The organism is Mesotoga sp. H07.pep.5.3, from assembly GCF_002752615.1.
GTDB classification, from domain to species: Bacteria; Thermotogota; Thermotogae; order Petrotogales; family Kosmotogaceae; genus Mesotoga; species Mesotoga prima.
Window position 1 is genome coordinate 108,726 of sequence record NZ_AYTV01000002.1, and the last position, 20,000, is coordinate 128,725.

The following is a 20,000-nucleotide window of genomic DNA, read 5'->3' on the forward strand; positions in this document are numbered from 1 at the left end:
TGTTGATGGAGCAAGTTGCATTTTGTTGGACGAATCATGTTGAACAGTTACAGAGTTGCCTATTTCATCGGATTTTGTTGCAATATGATTTTTCTCGCTCAGAGAACGGAAAATTGAAGTCCGGGTTCTATCTGAGTTTTTCCAATAGCCTTCTTAGCTTCTTGTATGACTTGCCTTCGAGAGGATATGGCAGGGAAAGCAACCAGTCGTTAATCAGCGCAATAGCCATTGTATATGCCCTGCCATCTTGAATCAAATCCTCAATTTCCTCGTCCTTGAGCAGGTTGCTGTCTAGTATAGCTTCTGCCTTGCTGCATAGAACTTTCTCAGCGTACTCTGACACAAGTTCCTTGATCTGCCTTTTCACTATCTCTTTCTCTTTCTCTCTCAAAGCGATCACCTTTGCATCCTCAAGAACTAAGTTAACGGCCAAGCGTTGTTGACAAAAAGAACCATGCAAAACAATGCCTATGTGGCATTTATCCAAGTTCATAGGTAAGCTCGGCTGTTTACGGTCAGTTCCTTGGAGAAAAAAAGATTGAGCTCAAAGTTTTTGCAGCAAATCAGGGGATCTCAAGACAATAAAAGGTGAAGAAGTCCCTGGCTTTCTGATGATTTATTGCTTCATTTCTTCCAGTTTGGGTGGCAAATGATTCTAGTTTCTCTACACGATAATCGAGACCCGAAGTTGCTTTCCAGAAGAGCTGAGGAGAACGTTCAAAGTGAAAGGATTATTCCACAAGATTTAATCGAAAGAATGATTACTCTTGCTGAACTTTTCTGAAATGAGGACTCAATAACTCCCTTCGAACCAATTATGGTAGCGAACTAGAACGCGTGACTTGTTAATGACAAGGAAGACGGCAATGTGAGCATTAAGCTTCGAGGCTGCGGAAATTAGTTTCCTTAATGCAACTGATTTGTTGAAATCCACTTCTAAGAGAAGCGGCCGATTGACGCGAATATTTTGAGATTCCTGTGAGAACTTTAGTATTCTACACCTCAGCAGGCAAACAAGACTGCGATCGCTTGATTCGAGTTTACAGTTCTCAAATCCGCAGTATCCGTAAATCTCTTTTGAGATTTCTCTGGTCCGTGGTCTTGGCATAAAGTTGCTACGTAATACTAGATCTATCTATCCATCTATCCGTGCTTGGTGGATTTGTAATTTGGATTGAAGACTTCTCTTGAAGGAGGGGTTATTAGCCAATGGAAAGAACAAGAGCCGGTCTTACACTTGTCGAACTTGCAGTGGTTTTGGCTGTTTTTACGATAGTACTTGCTTCTGTGTTGCTTATGTTTACTGACCTCACAAGAAGATCAAGAATAGCTCTTGGAGAGGTGGAAAGATATTCAGAGCTTTTTAGGGTTGATAGTCTGATTCAAGCTGAACTCTCAAAGGCGGGTCCGAATGTTGAAAGAATTGCCTTAGTACGGGAAACTGAAGATGGACCGGCAAAGGGTTTGAGATATATGGTTTCCATTCCTTTCGTAGGGGAAGAAGAAGGGGGAAAAGTGACAAAGCAGTTCTATATTGATGATGGAAGGCTTTTTATCTGGGAAAAACAGGCGGTTCAGGGAGACTTTCCAGCCGACAGTAATGCGGATGTAGTTGAGTCTCTTTACGATAATGAGAACATCGTTTTCTCTTCCAGCTCATTTGACCATGTCGATTTGGAATTTGTGTCTATCAACGGAGGATCGGTTTCGTATAGCATAATGCTTTCTTCGCCCGATGGGAGTAGAACTCACAGATCTTCTGTGAGACTGATGAACGTGAAGTGAGGATGACTATGCAGAAGGGACTTTCTATGATCGAAATGATTATCACAATGGCTGTTGTTGCGATAATGATCGTGACCGTATTTCAGATATTTCTCACAATACATTCGACCCTTAGCAAGTCGAATGCAAGAATGAAGGATTACACAGAAATACGATACGAAATCACTAATCTTTGGAGACCTGGTGGAGTTAACGGTTACGGACTGGAAGTATCTGAAGACGGATCTTTTTTTGACAGGTTAGCTGCGGAGGGTGTCTCTTCTGATCTCCTGGAAAAGCTCGAATCAGCAATCACAATAATGAATGTACAGGACAGTAGCCGTGAAGCAACATTTACTGCAGTAATGCAGAAATGATTGGGAGTGAACCGCATGAGAAAAGGGCTTGTTTTGCCGTTGACACTTATAATAATGATGTCAGTTACAGTAATCTCAGTTGCGCTTCTAAACAGAACTTCTTCAACTACCTCTGAGTTATTTCAGAGGATTAGCAAGGCACAATTGCAGGTGAACGGGGGGAATGCATTCTTCGCGAATTTTGGGTATCTGAAGAGGAAATTTGCTGAAGAAAGCTATCTCAATTTATCAACCGATAATTTTTACATGTCACTTACTTCTACCCCCACAATGTACGATGATTTTCTCGGTCTTTTCGTTACTGATACCCTCGAATACAACGCTTGGAAGGAATTGTTTTCAAAATTTTCTAACGAGCAGTTCTACAGGCCGGGAATTGATTTGACTAAGGTTTTTGACGAAGTGACCGAAGGAACGTTCGACGATATGGTTCTAATCCCTTACAAATCATCTCCAAACACACTTCTCGCGATCGTGAGGACCTCTAAGGGGAATATGAGTGCTTACTTCTGGGGTCTTGTTAGCCCGCGTTTCTTCAGCAATTGGTCGAGATTTGAATTAGAAAGTAACTCAACTGCCCATTGGTATCCTGGATCGGTGATATATGGGCCGACTTTCTTCGGGTCCGTAGGTCAGGGCGGAGCTGGAAATGGCGGTTTCAGAATGAACGCAACGATTCCGCCTGATCCTGACGATATTTCTGGTGATGGACCGATCTTCAATGGTGAGGTTTGGTACGAGAATGCAAACATTGCACTTAATGGGAATTGGAAAGCAGAAAAGACAGTACGCGTTGATACGGATGGCGACGGTGATTACGATGATGAACGGTTCAAGGACAAGCACTATGCAGTACACGTGGAGAATGGCGAAACATGGATATTTCTCGAGGGGTTCAATGAGGTAATTGTTGCAGATTCTTATGAAGAAGATGAAGAAGAAATGAGAGTGAAAGGTTCAGTTATCGACTTTGTAGACAACGCTTCTTCGGGGGATTTCAACAGCCGTTTTTTACCCTGGTTTCTGCGAGCAGGGAGTGTCAAGGTTAGTCAAGAAACTATAAAGGACCTAGAAACGAGATTCGATGAGATGGAAGAATACTATCAAAGCCACTACTCAAATACGACCTCGCTGGAAGATATGTTGAATGCCATTGAAACGGGAGGAACTCTTCCTCAGAATTCTCTAGGTCTATACTTGAAAGACACAGAGAGAAGCTCTGGTTCTCAAGTTAGCGAAACAGAGACGACTGAGTTGATCAGGGATGGAAATACACAATGGCTAAGAAACCTTCTTGTCAATGACGATGATTTTCTAGATCTTTTCAGACAATGGATAATCAATGATAATGAACGAAAGTTGTCTGCAAACAAGATTCTCAACAATGACGATTTAACAAGTAACGATTTCACCGATGATGAATTGAGACAGCTAATCAATAGTAATAAGATAACGCTCTCGGTGAATGAATCCCCGATTATTGAGGAGAGAAGAACGATTACTCAAACTGAAATTACTGGTGGCGTCAGAATACTGGACAATGCGGATAACGTGAATTTATCGTCGGATGTACTTTTGGGATCGTCTCTGAACAGTCTTGTAGGCACTGGCGATTTTGAAAGTTCAGTTCCCTATTCAGTTATCAGATTCAAGTGGGATAGGGAAGTAAGATCATCTGGTAATCAAGTGAGAAGAAGATCTAGAACTATCAGCAGATATCCTCTCGAGTACGAAAATGGTTTGATTAGCTTCACGCTAAGTCTAAAAGGTCGGGAATGGTGGAGGATTTGTGCCTTTGGGTTCTGCTCTGAATGGTATAGAGGTAACGCTAAGTCATGGGGAATGCTAGGAGGAATTAATGGTCCAACAACTGTCTTATCATGGTCCGAATGGCACTACTCTGACTGGTCTGATTGGGACGTGATAAGTGGAAGTGGTGGTAATGGACAAAAGGTGGCAGATGCAGATGTCGACATGTATTTGATAACTCCGTCCGACGGTTTTTCTGAAATGAATTTTGATACTACCGTCATAATGAAAGTCAACTCAAAGAACGAAGAAGACTATCCTTCCTTCACCACCGAGGCGACCTCTTTCTCGAACAAAGGATACTACGTGGTTGAGGAAGATATAGAAACGGGTGGAGCGGGAATACCTGGAGGGGTCGGAACAACGCTGGGCAGAGAAGCAACTGTAATTGACGGAAGATACACAATAAGGTCAAAAGAAGGAAATATCAGGATCTACGGAGATATCTTATATAACGACATGTTGAATGATTCAACTTTCAGAAGCTATGTAGATGAGTCAGGACTTGCTTTTGACCCGAATTACGACCCAAACCTTTCAGCGGCGAACGCCTCTCTGAATGACATGCTGAACCTTGTAGCAACTAACGGGAATATTGTAATGCCTTACCAGAGCAGTCCAAGTGGCAGAGACGCTATTGAGAATATTAAGCTGTTCACTAATCTCTTCGCGTTCGGGAAGAACAGCGGGCATAGCAATACGGGACAGATTCTCATAGATGGCTACGATGACTACAGTGTCGATCTGGGATTCAGGCATCTGTTTGGTACCATGGTTTCTATTGAAGCAGGCCCCGCCGGAACTACTTCAGGCGGTTTCAGAAGCCGCAACTACTACGACGAGAGGCTGTACGGAAACGAGGACCTTCCATTTGCTTCTCCGGAATCAAATATCCTTGAGGTGATGGGCACATCGATGAGATAGTTTAACTGTACGTAGTTCATTGTTTTTGATATAGACCTGTTGAAATCCTTTGCATGAGTCTGAAAAAGAAACCCGGCCTTTTCGCCGGGTTCTGTTTTTCCCACTTGATTTCTTCTCAGTTGTATGATTCTAGACCCATTAGAGGCGTGGGCTCTCTATTTCGTTTGGAAGCCGGCTCCGACGCTGTTCATGAGCTCGTAGAAGCCGGGGAAAGAGACCGAGACGCATTCGGCGTTGCTGACTTCGGTTACTCCTTCGGAGAATAGACCAGCGACTGAGAGAGACATTGCAACCCTATGGTCGTCGTGGCTCTGGACCTTTGCACCCATCAGTTTCTTTCCACCGTGAATGATCATCTCATGGTCTGTGTCCTCGATCGACGCGCCCATTTTTGAGAGTTCTCTCCTCATGACCTCGACTCTGTCGGTTTCTTTTACCCTTATACTTTCAATTCCGGTCAATACTGTGTCTCCCTCAGCGTAGCATGCGGCAACTGAGAGTATGGGCAGAGCATCGGGAATGTCTGAGCAATCTATGGTAATTCCCCTGAGTTTGTTTCCTCCAACTGCCTTCAAAGAGTTGCTGGATCTGTCCAGAGTTATATTTCCGCCCATCTCTTTGAGTATGTCGACAATTACGGCGTCGCCCTGACTGCCCGAGAGATCCAGGTCCTCTATTACTAACTCCGAGTCAGTTACGAGTGCAGCCACCAGTGGAAAAGCGACTGATTCCCAATCGCTGGGAATAGCAGTGTCGACGGGTTTGTAATTCTGAGGGCCTTCCACTTCGAAGAAACTGTAATTCTTCTCATCGTACTTAACTTCTATCCCGTGTTCGCTCATCCAATCCACGGTCATCTGGAGGTAAGGCCTTTCTATGGCCTTCTGAACTTCGATCCTGGTTTTTCCCTCGAGCCTCGCCGATGCCAGGAGCATTCCGGAAATGTACTGTGACATCTTTCCATCGAAAACAATAGTCCCTGCCCTCATTGGTCCTTTTACAATGACGGGAGCCGCATCGCTGTCACTTCTCGTCGTGACGGCGAAGGCGCCCAGTTTTCTCATTGCTTCCAGCAGTTTCACAACGGGTCTTCTACGAATCTGATAATCTCCCGTGAGAACAACGTAGTCGCTTAAAGTTCCTGAAATCGCCGTGGCAAAATAGAAGGTAGTTCCGGAATTCCCGCAGTCAATGACATCGTCGGGAATCTTTAGGCCCTCGGGGTTGCTCTTTATCGTCCATACTCCCTTTTCAATTTTCACATCGGATCCGAATGCCCTGGCAGCTCTCGTCGCCGAAAGACAGTCCTGACTCGGAAGAGGGTTTTTTATGGTTGAGAGTCCCTTTGCCATGGCGGCGATCAGGACCGCCCTTATTGTATGGCTCTTTGAACCGGGCACAGAGAGCTTACCCGAAAGATTATGCTTTGAAGCAAAGGCTATCATTTTCAATTCTCCTTTCCTTTGTCAGACCTTCCGGAGAAGAGTTTTCTCACCCCGGTCCTGACAAACTTAAAATTGGAAAACAGTGAAATAAGAATGAAGACAACAAGAATAATGCTAATGGGTCTTGAGAACATTGAGATTATCAGATTGTCTCCTGCCGAAGCAAGCGATACCGCCCTTCTAAAATTTGCGTCCATCAATGATCCCAGCACAATACCGAGAACCATTGGCGCCACCGAGTATCCCTTCCTTCTCATAACGAAGCCAATCAGACCAAAGGTGGCCATAATAAGGATGTCGAAAACACTTGAGTTTATCGCATAAGCGCCGATTATACACAAGATTGCGACCACAGGAAGGAGGATCTTCTTCGGAATCAGTACCATCCTTGCCATTAGTGGAGCCACACCGATTCCAAGAGCAATTATCGAAAGAGATCCAATTATTCCTGCAGCCAGTATTACGTAGAAGAGGTCGGGAGTCTGCGTGAAAAGCAGAGGACCGGGTCTCAAGCCGTGGACGTACATTGCGGACAGAAGAACGGCAGTAACGGCATCTCCGGGCACAGCGAGTGTCAGCATGGGTATAAGTGCGCCTCCTATGCAGGCATTGTTTGCAGATTCGCTTGCAACTATCCCTTCTACGGCCCCTTCGCCAAACGGAACTTCGGGTTTTCTGACCGTCTTTTTTGCCTGATCGTAAGCAATTAGAGAAGCTACTGGGCCTCCGGTGCCTGGCAGCGCGCCTATCAATGTTCCAATCACAGAGGCCTGTATCGAAAGCGGAAGGTGTCTCAACAGCTCCCGAAAGCCGACCTTCTCTTTCCCCAGCTTACCGGCTATCGGTTCGAGTGAGCGCTGCCCTATCTGAACGAGAATCTCCGAAAAACCGAACAGGCCGATCAGAGCAGCTATCAGCGAAATACCTGCTTGAAGCTTCATCGAGCCGAATGTGAATCTCGGTGTGCCCATAATCGGATCGATTCCAATTAAGCTTATTATTACTCCCAGTGTTGCACTGATCAATCCTTTGAGAAAGTTCTTTGACGTCAGGGATCCAACAGTTGTAAGGCCGAAAAGGGCAAGTAGAAAGTAATCCATAGGCGAGAACTGTAGGGCAATCTTTGTAACTGGTTTTGCGAGTAAGGCCAGCATTATCAGACCAAAAAGAGTACCTACAAAAGAATAGACGGTAGCAACTCGTAAAGCCTTTCTGGCCTGTCCCTTCATGGTCATAGGAAAGCCGTCAAGTGTCGTTGCGACCGATGCGGGAGCTCCTGGGATGTTTATGAGTATCGCGGATATAGCCCCGGAGAAGACTCCGACGACATAAACTCCCATCATAAGAGCCATAGCGTCGTTGACCGTCCACGTGAAGGTTACCGAAACAAGAATCGCGGTGGCCATAGTCACCGAAAGCCCCGGCATGGCGCCTACAACAAGTCCGGCAAAGGCACCGACAAATACCAGGAAAATGAACCTGAGATCTATCGCGGCGAGTATCTGTTCAACCATGTGCACATCACCTTCTCAAGGCAGGTAGACACTCAGTAGAACACCAAAGGCGTAATACAGGCCAAGAGTAGTCCCCACAGAGATTATGCCCAGCAGCCACCAACGCTTCTCTCCAAGTAGGAGCAGCATCGAGGCCAGATAAGGAATTGAAATAGCAATGAAGCCAATCATCGGAAGAAGCCAGACATATATGAACGTAAGTGCCATTGAAATTGTAATTCTGAGCCAATCAACCTTGTCAAAACCACCCGATTTGAAACTCTTGCTTCTTACCGCCTGGAATATTAGAGATATTGCAAGCACTAAAAGTATTACACCCATTATCAATGGAAAGAGACCGGGCGCAAGTGACCAGGAACCGTAAGGGTTCATCCCAGATGAGACTACAATTATGAAGACGCCGATTACAGCAAAGAAGGCTCCTTCGATTATCTGGAAATTGAGACTACCACTCGTTTTTTCTTTCATAATGACCTCCAAAGACGGTAGACACGAAGTCTACCGTCGATAGATCAGAATCTCTCTATTCCGAAGTCTGCAGGACTATTGGGAGCCACTCCAGCGTCATAGAGAAGCCATGCAACGATCGAGGTCCAGCGGTTCCAGTATTCGATAACAGCGTCGCCCTGAACGTCGTGCATTCTGTTGTAGAAGCTTGACTCGGTGAATTCGATCCATCCCGGATCCTGAACTGCCTTCTGAGCGGCTTCGAGAATAACCTGTTTGATCTCGGGCGGAGTTCCTTCCTTTACAAGAATACAGTTCGGGAATGTCAAAGGCAGGTAACGCGCCATTTCGGGAATCGCGTCCGCAATTGGAGGAACATCTGGAATCGCAGGAGATCTCTCTTCCTTTGTGTAGACGGCAAGGGCTCTCAGATCACCGGTTTTCAAGTAATCGAGAACCGTGCCGATGTTGCCAAATGTGAAATCAACCTGACCGCTTATTGTTGCGAGCATGGCAGGGCTGCCGCCGCCGAACGGAGTCATGGAAACATCAAGACCAACCTCTTCCAGCAGAAGTCCCTGGATGTGTCCGCTGGCCCCAGGGCCAGAGTATGACATCTTTATCTTTCCGGGGTTCTCCTTAATTGCGGTAACGAGTTCATCCATAGTCTGGTACGGCGAGTTGCCCGGAACGACTACCACTTTCGTATCTTCCACAAGCATCATAATTCCTTCGAAGTTATCGAAGCCAAGCTTGCCCGTTCCCATAACTCTGAAGACTCCTGGAGTCTCTGCCGAGAGAAGTAGCGTGTACCCATCTGCCGGCTTGGAGTAAGCAAAATCCGTTCCAATTGCTCCGGAAGCGCCCGGTTGGTTCAGAACGACAACGGGAACTCCCAGGTACTTCTCTAGATAAGGTGCAAATGCCCTTCCCACTCTGTCGGTGATCCCGCCGGCCGCCCAAGGAATAACGAGAGTTACTGACCTGTTAGGGTACGATGCAAGAACTGATGCAGCAATAACAAGAACTAGCGAAAACAGAAGAACTTTCTTCACAACAATCCACCTCCTCGAAATCGGAAAACGTTTGCCATTTCAATTAGATAGATTATACTTCATAAGATGGGGAAATTCCAAAAAGCTGAGACAGATATTTGTTTTCACCAAACTCTTAATGTATACTATTTACGAAAAGTAAAGAAGAAAGCTACTGTTCTTTTTACGAGAGTTTTTCACTTAGGCTTCTGTGAGTTTTCAGAGACATAATTCGAATTGTATGGGGGAAAATGGTCCAGTTCCACGATGTTGGGAAAAGCTTTTCCAGATATTGGAGGCAATATATGAGTGAAAGAGAAGCCATGATTTCAAACAATAAGGGTAAGATTCCAATATACTGCCTGCTTGTATCGGCATATTTCTTTTCGTATTTTTTCAGGGTATCCGCTTCTGTAAGCCTTCCTGCGATTTCGACGGAATGGGGAATGAGTGCTTCCCTTGTCGGATTCATTTCCAGTCTGTATTTCTACGCGTACGCATTCATGCAACCGATAAGCGGCGCACTCAACGACAGATTTGGACCGCTTAGGATAGTTTCGCTAGGGATGCTTACAACCGGAATCGGGGCGCTACTTTTCGGTTTCGCTTCGAATCCGACGATGCTAGGTGTAGGTCGTCTTTTAACGGGCTTTGGACTTGCGCCAATGCTTTCCGGAGTGCTTGTTTACCAGTCGCACTCCTTTCACAGAGACAAATACTCATTCTTTTCGGGAATCACTTACACTCTTGGGAACTTTGGCGCGGTGATTTCAGTCGCTCCTCTTGCCTTTGCTCTCGACGAGTTTGGCAGAAGAAATGTCTTCGTCTTTCTCGCTTTTTTGAATTTTGCTCTTGCCGTGTCTCTAATCGCTTTCAGGAGGAGAGATCCTGTGATCTCAATTGTTGGCAAAATTGAAAGAAAAGGTTTTTTAGATAATCTAAAGAATTCATTCCGAAAGATCCTCAGGTCGAGGCAGCTAAAGCTGATGCTTGTCCTTTGGGGAACGTCGTTTGGTGCCCTGATGTCACTGCAAGGTCTCTGGGCTGTCTCCTGGTACCAGACTTCTTACGGTGTTTCGTATGGAACGGCGAGTCTATGGTCGACGCTGATAAGCATAGGAGTGATGGTCGGAAACTTTGTAGGGGCATACATCGCAAGGCCGGCAAGATTGAGACTTCTTGCAATAACCGTTTCATGTGTTTCCTATGGTGCTTCGTGGGTTTTCTTCTGGCTTTCTATGAGAAGCCAGCTGCCGATTCTTATACCGGGACTGGTCGGATTCTTTCTGGGATTCTTTGCCGGTATAACCTACGATCATCTTACTGCAGGTGTCAACGATCTGGCAGCCAGAGGCCGTGGAGGTTCTCTCTTTGGAAGTATGAACCTCTTCACTTTCATCTCTGTAATCATCTTTCAGTCTGGCACGGGATTCCTAATGCAGCGTTTCTCTTCGAGTGGGGGAGCGGAGATTGACCTTGCAGCTTTCAATTCGACCTTTGGCATAGTTACTCTTCTGGTTATAATAAGCTTAGTGGCGTTGCCTTTTCTCAAGTCCTTTTCCGGTCAAGGAGGTGAAGTGCTGTAAGAAAGAGCGACAGGGTTACCATAAAACAGGTTGCTGATTACGCCGGCCTCTCGGCCGCAACGGTTTCTCGAGTCCTAAATGGTTCAAGGCCTGTGCAAGAAGACTTGAAGGTAAAAGTTTGGGATGCAGTCAAAAAGCTCAATTACAAACCAAATGTTGGAGCCAGATTCATGAAGGGCCAGACCACTAATGTCATAGGCATGCTAGTTCCAGATGTTTCCCAACCCTTTTTCAGCGCGATGATTGCGGGAGCCATTCTGAAGGCCGGAGAGATCGATCATGTAATAATTATCTCCACTTCCGACGGAAAGAGGGAAGTCGAAAAAGCTGCGATCGACAGTCTCTCTCGAACGGTTGTAGATGGTCTCATCTACTGCCCGGTTTCCACCGGGGATCCTCTTCCGCAAATAGAGAGTTTCAAGGAGCTCCCGATAGTAGTTGTCGGAAGGCGAAACGTCTTCAAGTCTAAGCCTCATGTTTATACTGACAACGTTAAGGGCGGGTATCTTGCGACAAAGTACTTGATCAGACTGGGAAGGAAGAGGGTTGGCTTCCTCGCCGGCTTCTGGTCCAGCCCATGTACCATAGACACGATTGGTGAAGTGGCTTCGAGCGAGGATGCCGGCAAATACACGACGCTCGATAGGTACACGGGGTACAGAAGGGCTCTCGAAGAGGAAAAAATAGAGTACGACCCGTCGCTCATTGTCATATGTGGATACGATTACGAGGCCGGTTACAGCGGAGCGAGAGAGCTTCTTGAGAGAATGGTTGAAGTAGACTCGGTGATCGCGGCTAACGATCTTGTCGCGGCAGGCGTCATAGGTTTCTTAACTGATCAGGGAATCAACGTCCCTGATGAGGTATCTGTGGTGGGTTATGACAACAACCTCATCGCTCCGATAACGATTCCCACGCTAACATCCGTCGATCAGGATCCCAGAACCCTCGGGTCGGAATCGGTGGTTGCTCTATCAAAGATACTGTCTGGAAAGGAAGTCCCCGATACGATTATCGATGTCAAGCTTACGATAAGGAACTCCACAAGCGTAATGCATAAGTGAAGTGCTCCAATTGAAGGTTTTCAAGGGCCTAACATCGCTGCTTTTTTATGCTCATTGTCTCCTTCGACCGCCTTGATTCTCCTTCCTGAAGGAGCCTGATCATTTGGAATTCATCTGCAAGACTATCTGTAAGAAGGCGCTGTTGAGAAGGGCTCTTTGGCTGACTCTGTGCAAGCAAATAGAATGTTTTGAAAGCTTCTTTAATAACAGAGGCGATCCTTTCCATTGGAACGGAAGAGCATGATCCATTATCCTTCTTCTATAGTCAAAGCTCGAAAGAGGTGATCGATTTGTATGGAAGAGCGATAGAATTTCCGGAGTCTTGCAAGTGGATAAATGTCGAGAGACCTCTGACCCTTGCTGATCTGAAGGGTTATGTGGTTCTACTCGATTTCTGGACATACTGCTGTATAAACTGTATTCATGTCATTCCGGACCTCAAATGGATCGAAAAAAAGTATGAGGATAGCCCATTCGTAGTAATTGGCGTCCATTCGGCGAAATTCGAAAATGAGCATGATGAGCGTAACATAAGAGCGGCAGTCCATCGATATGAGATCCAACATCCGGTGGTAATCGATAATGATTACTTCCTCTGGGAAAGATATGTGATCCGTGCGTGGCCCTCATATGTTCTTATTGGGCCTGATGGAAAGATACTGTCTAAGACATCGGGAGAGGGAAAGCGAGAATACCTTTCACGTGAAATCTCAAAGGCTCTCGAAGAAGGAAAGAGGAAGGGAGTTCTTAGCGAGAAGAGAATTCCGGTTAAGCTAGAGCTTACCAAGAGTGAATCCAATCTCTCTTTCCCCGGGAAGATTGCCTTTGGCGACGGAGAGAATCTATTCATAAGCGATACGAATAACAATCGGATACTCTTAACGGAGCTTTCTACTCCTTTTGTGGCGAAGGCAATAGATCAGATCGGGAGCGGTCAAAGTGGCTTAGAGGACGGGTCTTTCGAAAATGCGCGCCTCAACAAACCTCAAGGAATAGTCTACTGTAATGGCAGACTATACGTTGCCGACACCGAAAACCACGCATTACGTATCGCAGATATGAACCGAAGGTATCTCAGTACACTGTCCGGCGACGGATTTCAGGACTACGATTGGAACTACAATGGAGACGCTTCGAAAGCAAGACTTAACTCGCCCTGGGATCTCCAAACTGATGGCAGATTCTTGTACATTGCAATGGCGGGAATGCACCAAATATGGAGATTGGATCTTGAAAGCAACACTATAAGTGCATTTGCGGGAAGCGGAATAGAGAACGTCGAAGACGGGCGGCTGAAAGACGCTAATTTTGCGCAGCCCAGCGGTTTGTTTCTCGATAGAAACAGCTTATATGTGGCCGACTCTGAAGTCTCTGGAATCAGATTTATAGATCTGGAAGCCGGGACGGTACAAACAGTTGCCGGAAGTGGTCTATTCTCCTTCGGTTATGTGGACGGGATTCTCAAGAGGTCTTTGTTCCAGCATCCTATTGGAATTCACGGTGAAGGCAGATTTCTCTACGTAGCCGACACTTACAATCACGCAATAAGGAAGATCGATCTCGGAATCAGGCGCGTCGAGACGGTAATAAAGAACCTAAGGGAGGGTACATGTACTCTGGACGGCGATAAATGTTCAAACCTCGGCCTGTTCGAACCCAATGACGTCAAGTTTCACAAAGGATTACTGTACATAGCCGATACCAATAACCACTTGATAAGAGTCTTCGACGGCACGGAGCTGAAAGAACTTGTTATAGAGAGCCAAGAAAAATGGACATAGAGTCTCGGAGCTAGGGTATGCCATAGCTAGATGCGATTAGAAAGCCAGTCGGCTCCACCTGGCAAGTTGCAGTTCATGCGGCAGTCTTTGCTTTGCAGAGGCCATTGCCGACTTCGCCGGGCAAAGAGCCGTGAACGCTGATAAAATCACGTTGTTCGTCAACGGTCCACCGTCCTCAGAAATCGATGAACAAAGGCAAAAGTGATGTTATTTACGGCAGGAACCGACGCTCGCTGGCGCGAGGAAGAATAGATTATTGGGCGCAATTTACTGAAGAACATCAATGGACTCAAGGCTATCGTGGTTTCTGTAATAAGGTCGAAGGGTGGAACAATGAGAGAGGTCAGATCTGTGGAGTAGAGGTATAAAGATCAAGATCGTTAAGAGAATCGAACAATGCGTCATCTGAACATGACAGCGTCCTGTGATTCTTAAGAACAAAACATTCCGTCATCTGAACTTGATTCAGAATCTTTTGTTTATTGACTTTGACCAGAAACGAGGAACAGATCCTCGCTGTGGAAGAACGGGGTTTCTCTTTGGAGAACGGAGAACCACTCAACGGCCAACCAGTCTCTCTTGTTCTTCCTATAATGAACCTTCAATCCCCGACGACTGTATTTCAAAGCCCGGATCCCGAAACAAGTTCGAATGACTTTGTTTGTCTAGCTGTAAAACGTCGCATACCATAATCTGAACTTGCTTCACCATCTCAGTCCTTTGTCAAAACTGAAACGGTCAAGTTTTGGTCGAGTTAGTGTCTCCATTTAACCCATTTAGCTGATCTTCACTATTTTCAGGGTTGAGATATCTATCTTTCTTCCCTCGAGACTGTGAAAATACCAGCAGTCAGTGTCTGCGGAGTCGTTTCCGATGTTGTAAATCAGGTCCCAATTTAGCCTCTCAGTAAGTTCTCCCTTTTCAGATGATCCCAGAAAGTTAAAGACAAACTTATAACCATTGTCTGGACTGACTCTGAGAAGTTTACCTGCCGGCTTATAAACAACGCCACCAAATGCACTATTAGCCCAGAAAGAAGCGTCAAGCGAGAGATCTTCAAACCTATAGTCTATGCCGGACTTTCCATCTATCCAATCTCTGGGGTATCGTCCGTGATTCACGAAAAACTCTTGAATAAGAGTTTTCAATCCTTCGCTTATTTCATCGAAGGTAGATCCGAATTCGGTGAGCGGGGCGACGGAATTTTCACCTACCAGACTGTAGTAAATAGTTTCGGAATCAAGTGATTCTCTTCCCAACCCACCGTCGAGAAAAGTGAAGTCGTCTATTCCAAAGGGAATTCCCTGTCTTGAATCGATCAGGACACCCGAGACAGTCTCGAAGTCTACACTGCGATTTGTGAATACGAAGTAGTTGTACTGGCCATCATCGTTCTTCTTCCATGCGGCGCCGAAGGAACGGCCATCAACATTTCTCCCGAGTTCGCCGATAACTTCGGGCAATTCCCCGCCCAGGTAGATCTTACTTGAAAAAACACTGGAAAGCGTCTTAAGATCTTTTGCAACTGAAACAGCGTGTGATTTCCGAAGCGTATTCACCCCTATAGGTGCAATGACAGCGATAAGGCCGGCAAGTACCGCGAGAACAAAAAGCATTTCGATAAGAGAAAACCCTCGTCTTCTAGTGCACATGAAACAACTCACAGTCAAGTTCACTCACTCCCTCACCAATTCTGTCATTATATGCAATGCAATCTCGTGCCAACAGGGGATCTATGATTAGCGATTAAAGCGCCTGCGAGATATTTCTCAGAAGTGCTTTGCATCTTTCTCATCATTGCTTTTCGCGCTATGGCAACCATTGACTTTAATCACCTTTGGCCTGAGATAATCGCCACTCAACGGGAATAATCGGACTTGATTCTTCTTTGAACTCAGCATCGTGTCCTATATAATATTTAGTAAGAGACTATTACTAAATAATCAAATTGAGTTTCAGAGGTGCCCGAAAGTGATAACGAAGCCCGGTGATCTTAGGGAAAAGAACATAGGAAGAGTGATACAGCTTCTGCTCGCAAATTCGGATATTTCAAGAGTTGAAATCGCGAGGAAAACCGAACTCACCAAGACAACAATTTCTGCCATAATTGCCTCGCTTCTGGATCTGAATATTGTCGAAGAAACCCCGGGTTTGAAGACGGGTCTGGTCGGCAAAACACCTATCCCTATGAGAGTTCGGGACGATGCTGCAGCAGCTATTGGAGTGAATCTTGCAAGGGGAAGCACATCTGGAGTGGTCATGACGGCTTGTGGTAAGCTCCTTGAATCGGTGAGCAAAGAAGTCTCTAACCTGACTAGAGCTGATGCTACTGCCCATCTCTTTGAAGTCGTTCAGAGGTTGCTGAACAAATGTTTCAGAAATGGCATTGATGTCGATGTAATTGGTATTGGAGCTCCCTCTCCTCTGGATAAAGATAAAGGAGTGATTTACGCCCCCTACGGTTTGAGCGACTGGAAGGATTTCCCGGTGGGAGAGATTACCCGCGAAAAGTTTGGTCTGCCCGTGTTTCTCGTCAATGATGCCGATGGCGCAGCCTTCGGAATGAAGTGCTTTGGAAAATGCAGAGATATCAGATCGTTCATCAGTATGTATTTTGATGAGGGTGTTGGGGCAGGGATCATATTGAACGACGAGATCTACAGCGGAAGCTCCGGATATTCCGGTCAGATCAGTTACGCTCTTATCAAGAGCTTCTGCAACGGCCAAGTTGAGAATAGCCGGTTTAGTCTGGATACGGTCGTCAGTGACTTGAACAAGGAAATCGGAGTCAACTGCGGGAAAATCGATGATTTCTTGGACAGGAGATTCAACGGTGGGCAAAAAATGAATTCTGTACTGAGGAGAGTGGGTGACGAACTCGGTCGTATCGCAGCTCTTGTTTCAAACATTGTAGGTCCCGAAGCAGTTGTAGTCAATGGGCGGCTTCTAGAGTTTGGAAAAGTTTTCTTCGAAGCACTAAAGGATTCGTTTGAATCTAACCTTTTTTCGAGGGGCAGTGTTCAACTCATAAAAGGTTTTACGAATCAGTTTCGAGCATTCTCTACGGGGGCTGCGAGTTATGCGATTTTCAGTTACTTGATGGATAAAGTGCTTTCAAACTAGCACCAAAAAACTGAGAAAAGGGGGAATTCAAGTGAAAAGGAAAGTAGTTCTTTCGCTACTACTGGTAGTGCTTATCGGAGTCTTCTCGTTTGGCGTAGTTACTCTGAACTTCATCGAGGTTCTCACCAGTCCTGCAAGAACACAGGTAATCAAGGAGATAATTGCAGATTTTGAGGCTAAGAACCCTGATATCAAGATCAACCTGATATCTCCTCCATACGAGCAGGCGGATCAAAGGGCAACTCTCATGCTCAACACGAATCAGCCACTCGACATTATCGAAGTCAGGGATTATACGGTGAAGCAGTTCGTCAACAACGGAAAGCTAGAGAATCTCGAGAGCTACCTTGCCGGTTGGGAGCACAATGATACTCTTACCTTTGTCGCCAATCAGGCCGCAAGAACCGTCGATGACACGGCATTCATTGTTCCTCAGTTTTTCTTCATCAAGGGTTTATTCGTAAGAACCGATATTCTGGAGAAACTCGGCGTAAGCTACATTCCAAAGACTATGAGCGAGCTTGTCGAGCTATGTATCGACATCACTGATCCCGATAAGAACCAGTATGGATTCGGGTTCAGAGGAAAATCATGGGAGTTCAAGTTCTCAGATCTTATAGCCACTTCTTTCCTAAGCGACATCGATGCAACCAATATTTATAAGACGGAATCCGGAGAAGCCTATTTCGATGACCCCAGAGCCATCGAGGGTCTTAAAATGTATGTGAGGCTTTTCGAGGGTGGAGTCCCTGCAGACGGAATCAACTGGGGATTCAACGAACAGGTGAATGCCTTTGTATCGGGTATCACTCCGTTCCTCATTCAGGATCCGGATACGGTCGCCCTTGTGGATGAGATGCTCGGAAGAGAGTATTACACTGTGGTGCCCATCCCGGTAGGTCCCTCCGGCAAGGCCTATATGGACTACGGATTCAGCGGACTCGGAATCCCCTCATATTCCAAGCACAAAGCAGAGGCATGGGAGTTCATAAAGTATATTTCGAGCCCCGAGGTAAACGCATACTTCAGCAAGAGTTACGGTCCGCTTCCAATCCATTCTTCCACATATGAGAATGATCCATACTTCAGTTCCGGCGTCTATACGGCATGGAGTTACATGATGAGTCACCCGGAGAAGTACATCTTCGCGTCCTATCCTCTTGACTCCGAAAAGTGGCCGGGTTGGCCGGAGATTCACCAGCAGGACATGCAATCTCTGCTCCTCGGTGATACCACAGTCGAAGCCGTTGCCGCGAAGTGGGCCGAGTACTGGGAAGACTGATAAGAAACTGAAAGATACTGACTGATTGACGATTCGGCACGGCGCAGAGACAGTTCGAGATTTGCCCGCCGTGCCGTTTTTCTAGAGCAGGCAGAGAGATGTTCTGAGAGGTGTTGATTTTGAGAAAGAATTTCTGGAAGTTTTTCATAATGATGATTCCGGCTTTCATCCTTCTTATAGTTTTTACATACACACCCATTATCCGTGGCGGGGTTATGGCGTTTCAACGCTATAACATGTTTGACCTCTCTGATACTGGATTCATTGGGTTTGGTAACTTCAAAGCGATCATAACCGACAGAAATTTCGACTTCGTAAGAATAGTGATCAACACACTTGTCTGGGTCTTTTTTTCTCTGATTTTCCAGTTCGGCCTTGGCTTCGGACTGGCACTACTAATGAGAAAACCCTTCAAGGGGAGAGGAATCTACTCGGCTCTCGTTTTCTATCCATGGGCGGTGTCGGGATTTGCCATAGGTCTCATATGGGCGTGGATGTTCAACGGTCAGTTTGGGATAATCAATGACATTCTGGTAAGAGTTGGGATTATTAGTAACCCAATAGGTTTTCTGTCAGATCCTAAGTTTGCCATGATGTCGGTGATCATCGCAAATGTTTGGTACGGAATTCCTTACTTCGCAATCATGTTGCTTGCCGCACTCCAGTCCGTTCCGAATGAGCTGTATGAGGCTTCGAGAATAGATGGGGCAAATAGGTTTAAGCAGTTGTTCAAGATCACGATACCGTACATTAGGCCGACAATCGTTAGCACGGTCCTGCTCAGGACGATGTGGATAATGAATTTCCCGGAGATAATCTATGGAATGACCGGCGGTGGGCCGGCCAATTCAACTCAGATACTGGCGACACACATGATAAACAGAATCTATCAGTTCTATGACTACGGTCAGGGAGCCGCGATAGGATTCATAATCATGTCCATGCTGTTACTGTATGCGATTGTTTTCCTGAATATCTCTTCCCGTAAGGAGGTAACTGTATGAAGACACTCATGAAGGTGCTGGGTAAGGTCTTCAAAGTCATCGCTCTGGGGCTGTATCTGATTGCGGCTCTACTACCTCTTTACTGGGTTGTTGTTACATCCCTCAAGGGCCCCAGGGAGATCTACACATTTCCTTTGAAATACCTCCCTTCAAAGCTGTCCTTCGAAAGCTATTCGAAATTATTTGGCTTTGCTAACTTCGGAGTTTACTTTCGAAACAGCGCAATAGTGGCGCTTGCGGCTGCTTTAGCCGCCATGCTAATATCTATGTTCAGTGGATATGCACTGTCGCGAATTCGAGCGAAGAGATTCAGAAACGGTACCTTGTTAGCCATGTATTTCACTCAGATGGTTCCTCCGTTCATTCTGATGGCTCCTCTGTTTGTCATGCTGGCAAACTACGGTATGACCGACAGGCTTTCCACGTTGTTTATCCTATATGTAACTATGGTAATTGCCTTCAGCACGATCATGTCAAAGAGTTTCTTCGACAGGATACCGGTTTCCCTTGAAGAAGCTGCCGTGATCGATGGTTGCAATACTTTGCAGGCGCTCTTCAAAGTGGTTTTCCCGCTAACGAGGCCCGGACTTGCAGCGATTTTCAGTTTCGCCTTCGTGAATATCTGGAATGAGCTTTTTCTGGCATCAATGTTTATCTTCTCCGATGAAAAGATGACTGTTCCGGTAGCGTTGAACTCGTTCATTTCTAAGGCCGGGATAAGCTGGGACGTTTTGAGCGCGGGACTTGTTGTTTCTCTCTTACCAACTATGATAGTTTTCGCCTTCGCACAGAGATATATAATAGCCGGACTTACCGAAGGCGCTGTCAAAGGATAATGATTGGAGG

The 20,000-nt window shown here is 46.0% G+C and carries 16 protein-coding genes; 10 read left to right on the forward strand and 6 right to left on the reverse strand.

What is annotated here, in order from left to right; genetic code table 11:
• Positions 1-127: 127 nt before the first annotated feature.
• Complete coding sequence (locus V513_RS01505) at positions 128-400, reverse strand: hypothetical protein (protein ID WP_257211865.1); 273 nt, start codon at positions 398-400, stop codon at positions 128-130.
• A gap of 809 nt (positions 401-1,209) precedes the next feature.
• On the opposite strand from V513_RS01505, the gene V513_RS01510 reads away from it, so the two are divergent.
• Genes V513_RS01510 through V513_RS01520 form a run of 3 tightly spaced genes read left to right on the forward strand, consistent with a single transcriptional unit; the run spans position 1,210 to position 4,874 of the window.
• Positions 1,210-1,785: a PulJ/GspJ family protein gene (locus tag V513_RS01510; protein ID WP_099771386.1), complete on the forward strand. Its 576-nt coding sequence runs from the start codon at positions 1,210-1,212 to the stop codon at positions 1,783-1,785.
• 8 nt (positions 1,786-1,793) lie between these two features.
• Positions 1,794-2,141 carry a prepilin-type N-terminal cleavage/methylation domain-containing protein gene (locus tag V513_RS01515; RefSeq protein WP_180274796.1) on the forward strand — a complete coding sequence of 116 codons (348 nt, stop codon included), beginning with the start codon at positions 1,794-1,796 and terminating at the stop codon, positions 2,139-2,141.
• 15 nt (positions 2,142-2,156) lie between these two features.
• Positions 2,157-4,874, forward strand: coding sequence for a hypothetical protein (locus V513_RS01520; RefSeq protein WP_099771388.1), 2,718 nt, complete (start codon positions 2,157-2,159; stop codon positions 4,872-4,874).
• 155 nt (positions 4,875-5,029) lie between these two features.
• Here V513_RS01520 and aroA read toward each other — a convergent pair whose 3' ends face one another.
• From aroA to V513_RS01540, 4 genes are read right to left on the reverse strand one after another with little or no spacing between them, the layout of a single operon-like run.
• Positions 5,030-6,319, reverse strand: a complete 1,290-nt coding sequence (gene aroA / locus V513_RS01525; protein WP_099771389.1) for a 3-phosphoshikimate 1-carboxyvinyltransferase — start codon at positions 6,317-6,319, stop codon at positions 5,030-5,032.
• 2 nt (positions 6,320-6,321) lie between these two features.
• Entirely contained in the window at positions 6,322-7,833 is a 1,512-nt protein-coding gene (locus tag V513_RS01530) for a tripartite tricarboxylate transporter permease (RefSeq protein WP_099771390.1), read from the reverse strand.
• A gap of 15 nt (positions 7,834-7,848) precedes the next feature.
• The gene (locus V513_RS01535) at positions 7,849-8,301 is read right to left on the reverse strand and encodes a tripartite tricarboxylate transporter TctB family protein (protein WP_099771391.1); all 453 of its coding nucleotides are present in this window, start codon (positions 8,299-8,301) and stop codon (positions 7,849-7,851) included.
• Between the two features lie 44 nt (positions 8,302-8,345).
• Positions 8,346-9,335: a Bug family tripartite tricarboxylate transporter substrate binding protein gene (locus V513_RS01540; RefSeq protein ID WP_099771392.1), complete on the reverse strand. Its 990-nt coding sequence runs from the start codon at positions 9,333-9,335 to the stop codon at positions 8,346-8,348.
• 284 nt (positions 9,336-9,619) lie between these two features.
• On the opposite strand from V513_RS01540, the gene V513_RS01545 reads away from it, so the two are divergent.
• The 3 genes from V513_RS01545 to V513_RS01560 all read left to right on the forward strand — a co-directional run bounded on the left by V513_RS01545 (position 9,620) and on the right by V513_RS01560 (position 13,745).
• Positions 9,620-10,900 (forward strand): MFS transporter, encoded by a 1,281-nt coding sequence (locus V513_RS01545; protein WP_099771393.1) that lies wholly within the window; start codon positions 9,620-9,622, stop codon positions 10,898-10,900.
• A gap of 20 nt (positions 10,901-10,920) precedes the next feature.
• On the forward strand, positions 10,921-11,964 hold the full coding sequence (locus V513_RS01550; protein ID WP_099771394.1) for a LacI family DNA-binding transcriptional regulator: 1,044 nt from the start codon (positions 10,921-10,923) through the stop codon (positions 11,962-11,964).
• Positions 11,965-12,245: 281 nt separating this feature from the next.
• Positions 12,246-13,745 carry a thioredoxin-like domain-containing protein gene (locus V513_RS01560; RefSeq protein WP_257211888.1) on the forward strand — a complete coding sequence of 500 codons (1,500 nt, stop codon included), beginning with the start codon at positions 12,246-12,248 and terminating at the stop codon, positions 13,743-13,745.
• A 776-nt stretch (positions 13,746-14,521) separates the two neighbouring features.
• Here the strand turns inward: V513_RS01560 and V513_RS01565 are convergent.
• Positions 14,522-15,421 (reverse strand): type II secretion system protein, encoded by a 900-nt coding sequence (locus tag V513_RS01565; protein WP_099771397.1) that lies wholly within the window; start codon positions 15,419-15,421, stop codon positions 14,522-14,524.
• A 295-nt stretch (positions 15,422-15,716) separates the two neighbouring features.
• Between V513_RS01565 and V513_RS01570 the strand changes: the two genes are divergently transcribed.
• The 4 genes from V513_RS01570 (at position 15,717) to V513_RS01585 (ending at position 19,990) form a co-directional block, all read left to right on the forward strand.
• Complete coding sequence (locus tag V513_RS01570) at positions 15,717-16,868, forward strand: ROK family transcriptional regulator (RefSeq protein WP_099771398.1); 1,152 nt, start codon at positions 15,717-15,719, stop codon at positions 16,866-16,868.
• Positions 16,869-16,899: 31 nt separating this feature from the next.
• Complete coding sequence (locus V513_RS01575) at positions 16,900-18,150, forward strand: ABC transporter substrate-binding protein (protein ID WP_099771399.1); 1,251 nt, start codon at positions 16,900-16,902, stop codon at positions 18,148-18,150.
• Between the two features lie 119 nt (positions 18,151-18,269).
• Positions 18,270-19,154 carry a carbohydrate ABC transporter permease gene (locus V513_RS01580; RefSeq protein ID WP_006486938.1) on the forward strand — a complete coding sequence of 295 codons (885 nt, stop codon included), beginning with the start codon at positions 18,270-18,272 and terminating at the stop codon, positions 19,152-19,154.
• Entirely contained in the window at positions 19,151-19,990 is an 840-nt protein-coding gene (locus V513_RS01585) for a carbohydrate ABC transporter permease (protein ID WP_099771400.1), read from the forward strand. The genes V513_RS01580 and V513_RS01585 overlap by 4 nt, the downstream gene beginning before the upstream one ends.
• Positions 19,991-20,000 lie beyond the last annotated feature (10 nt).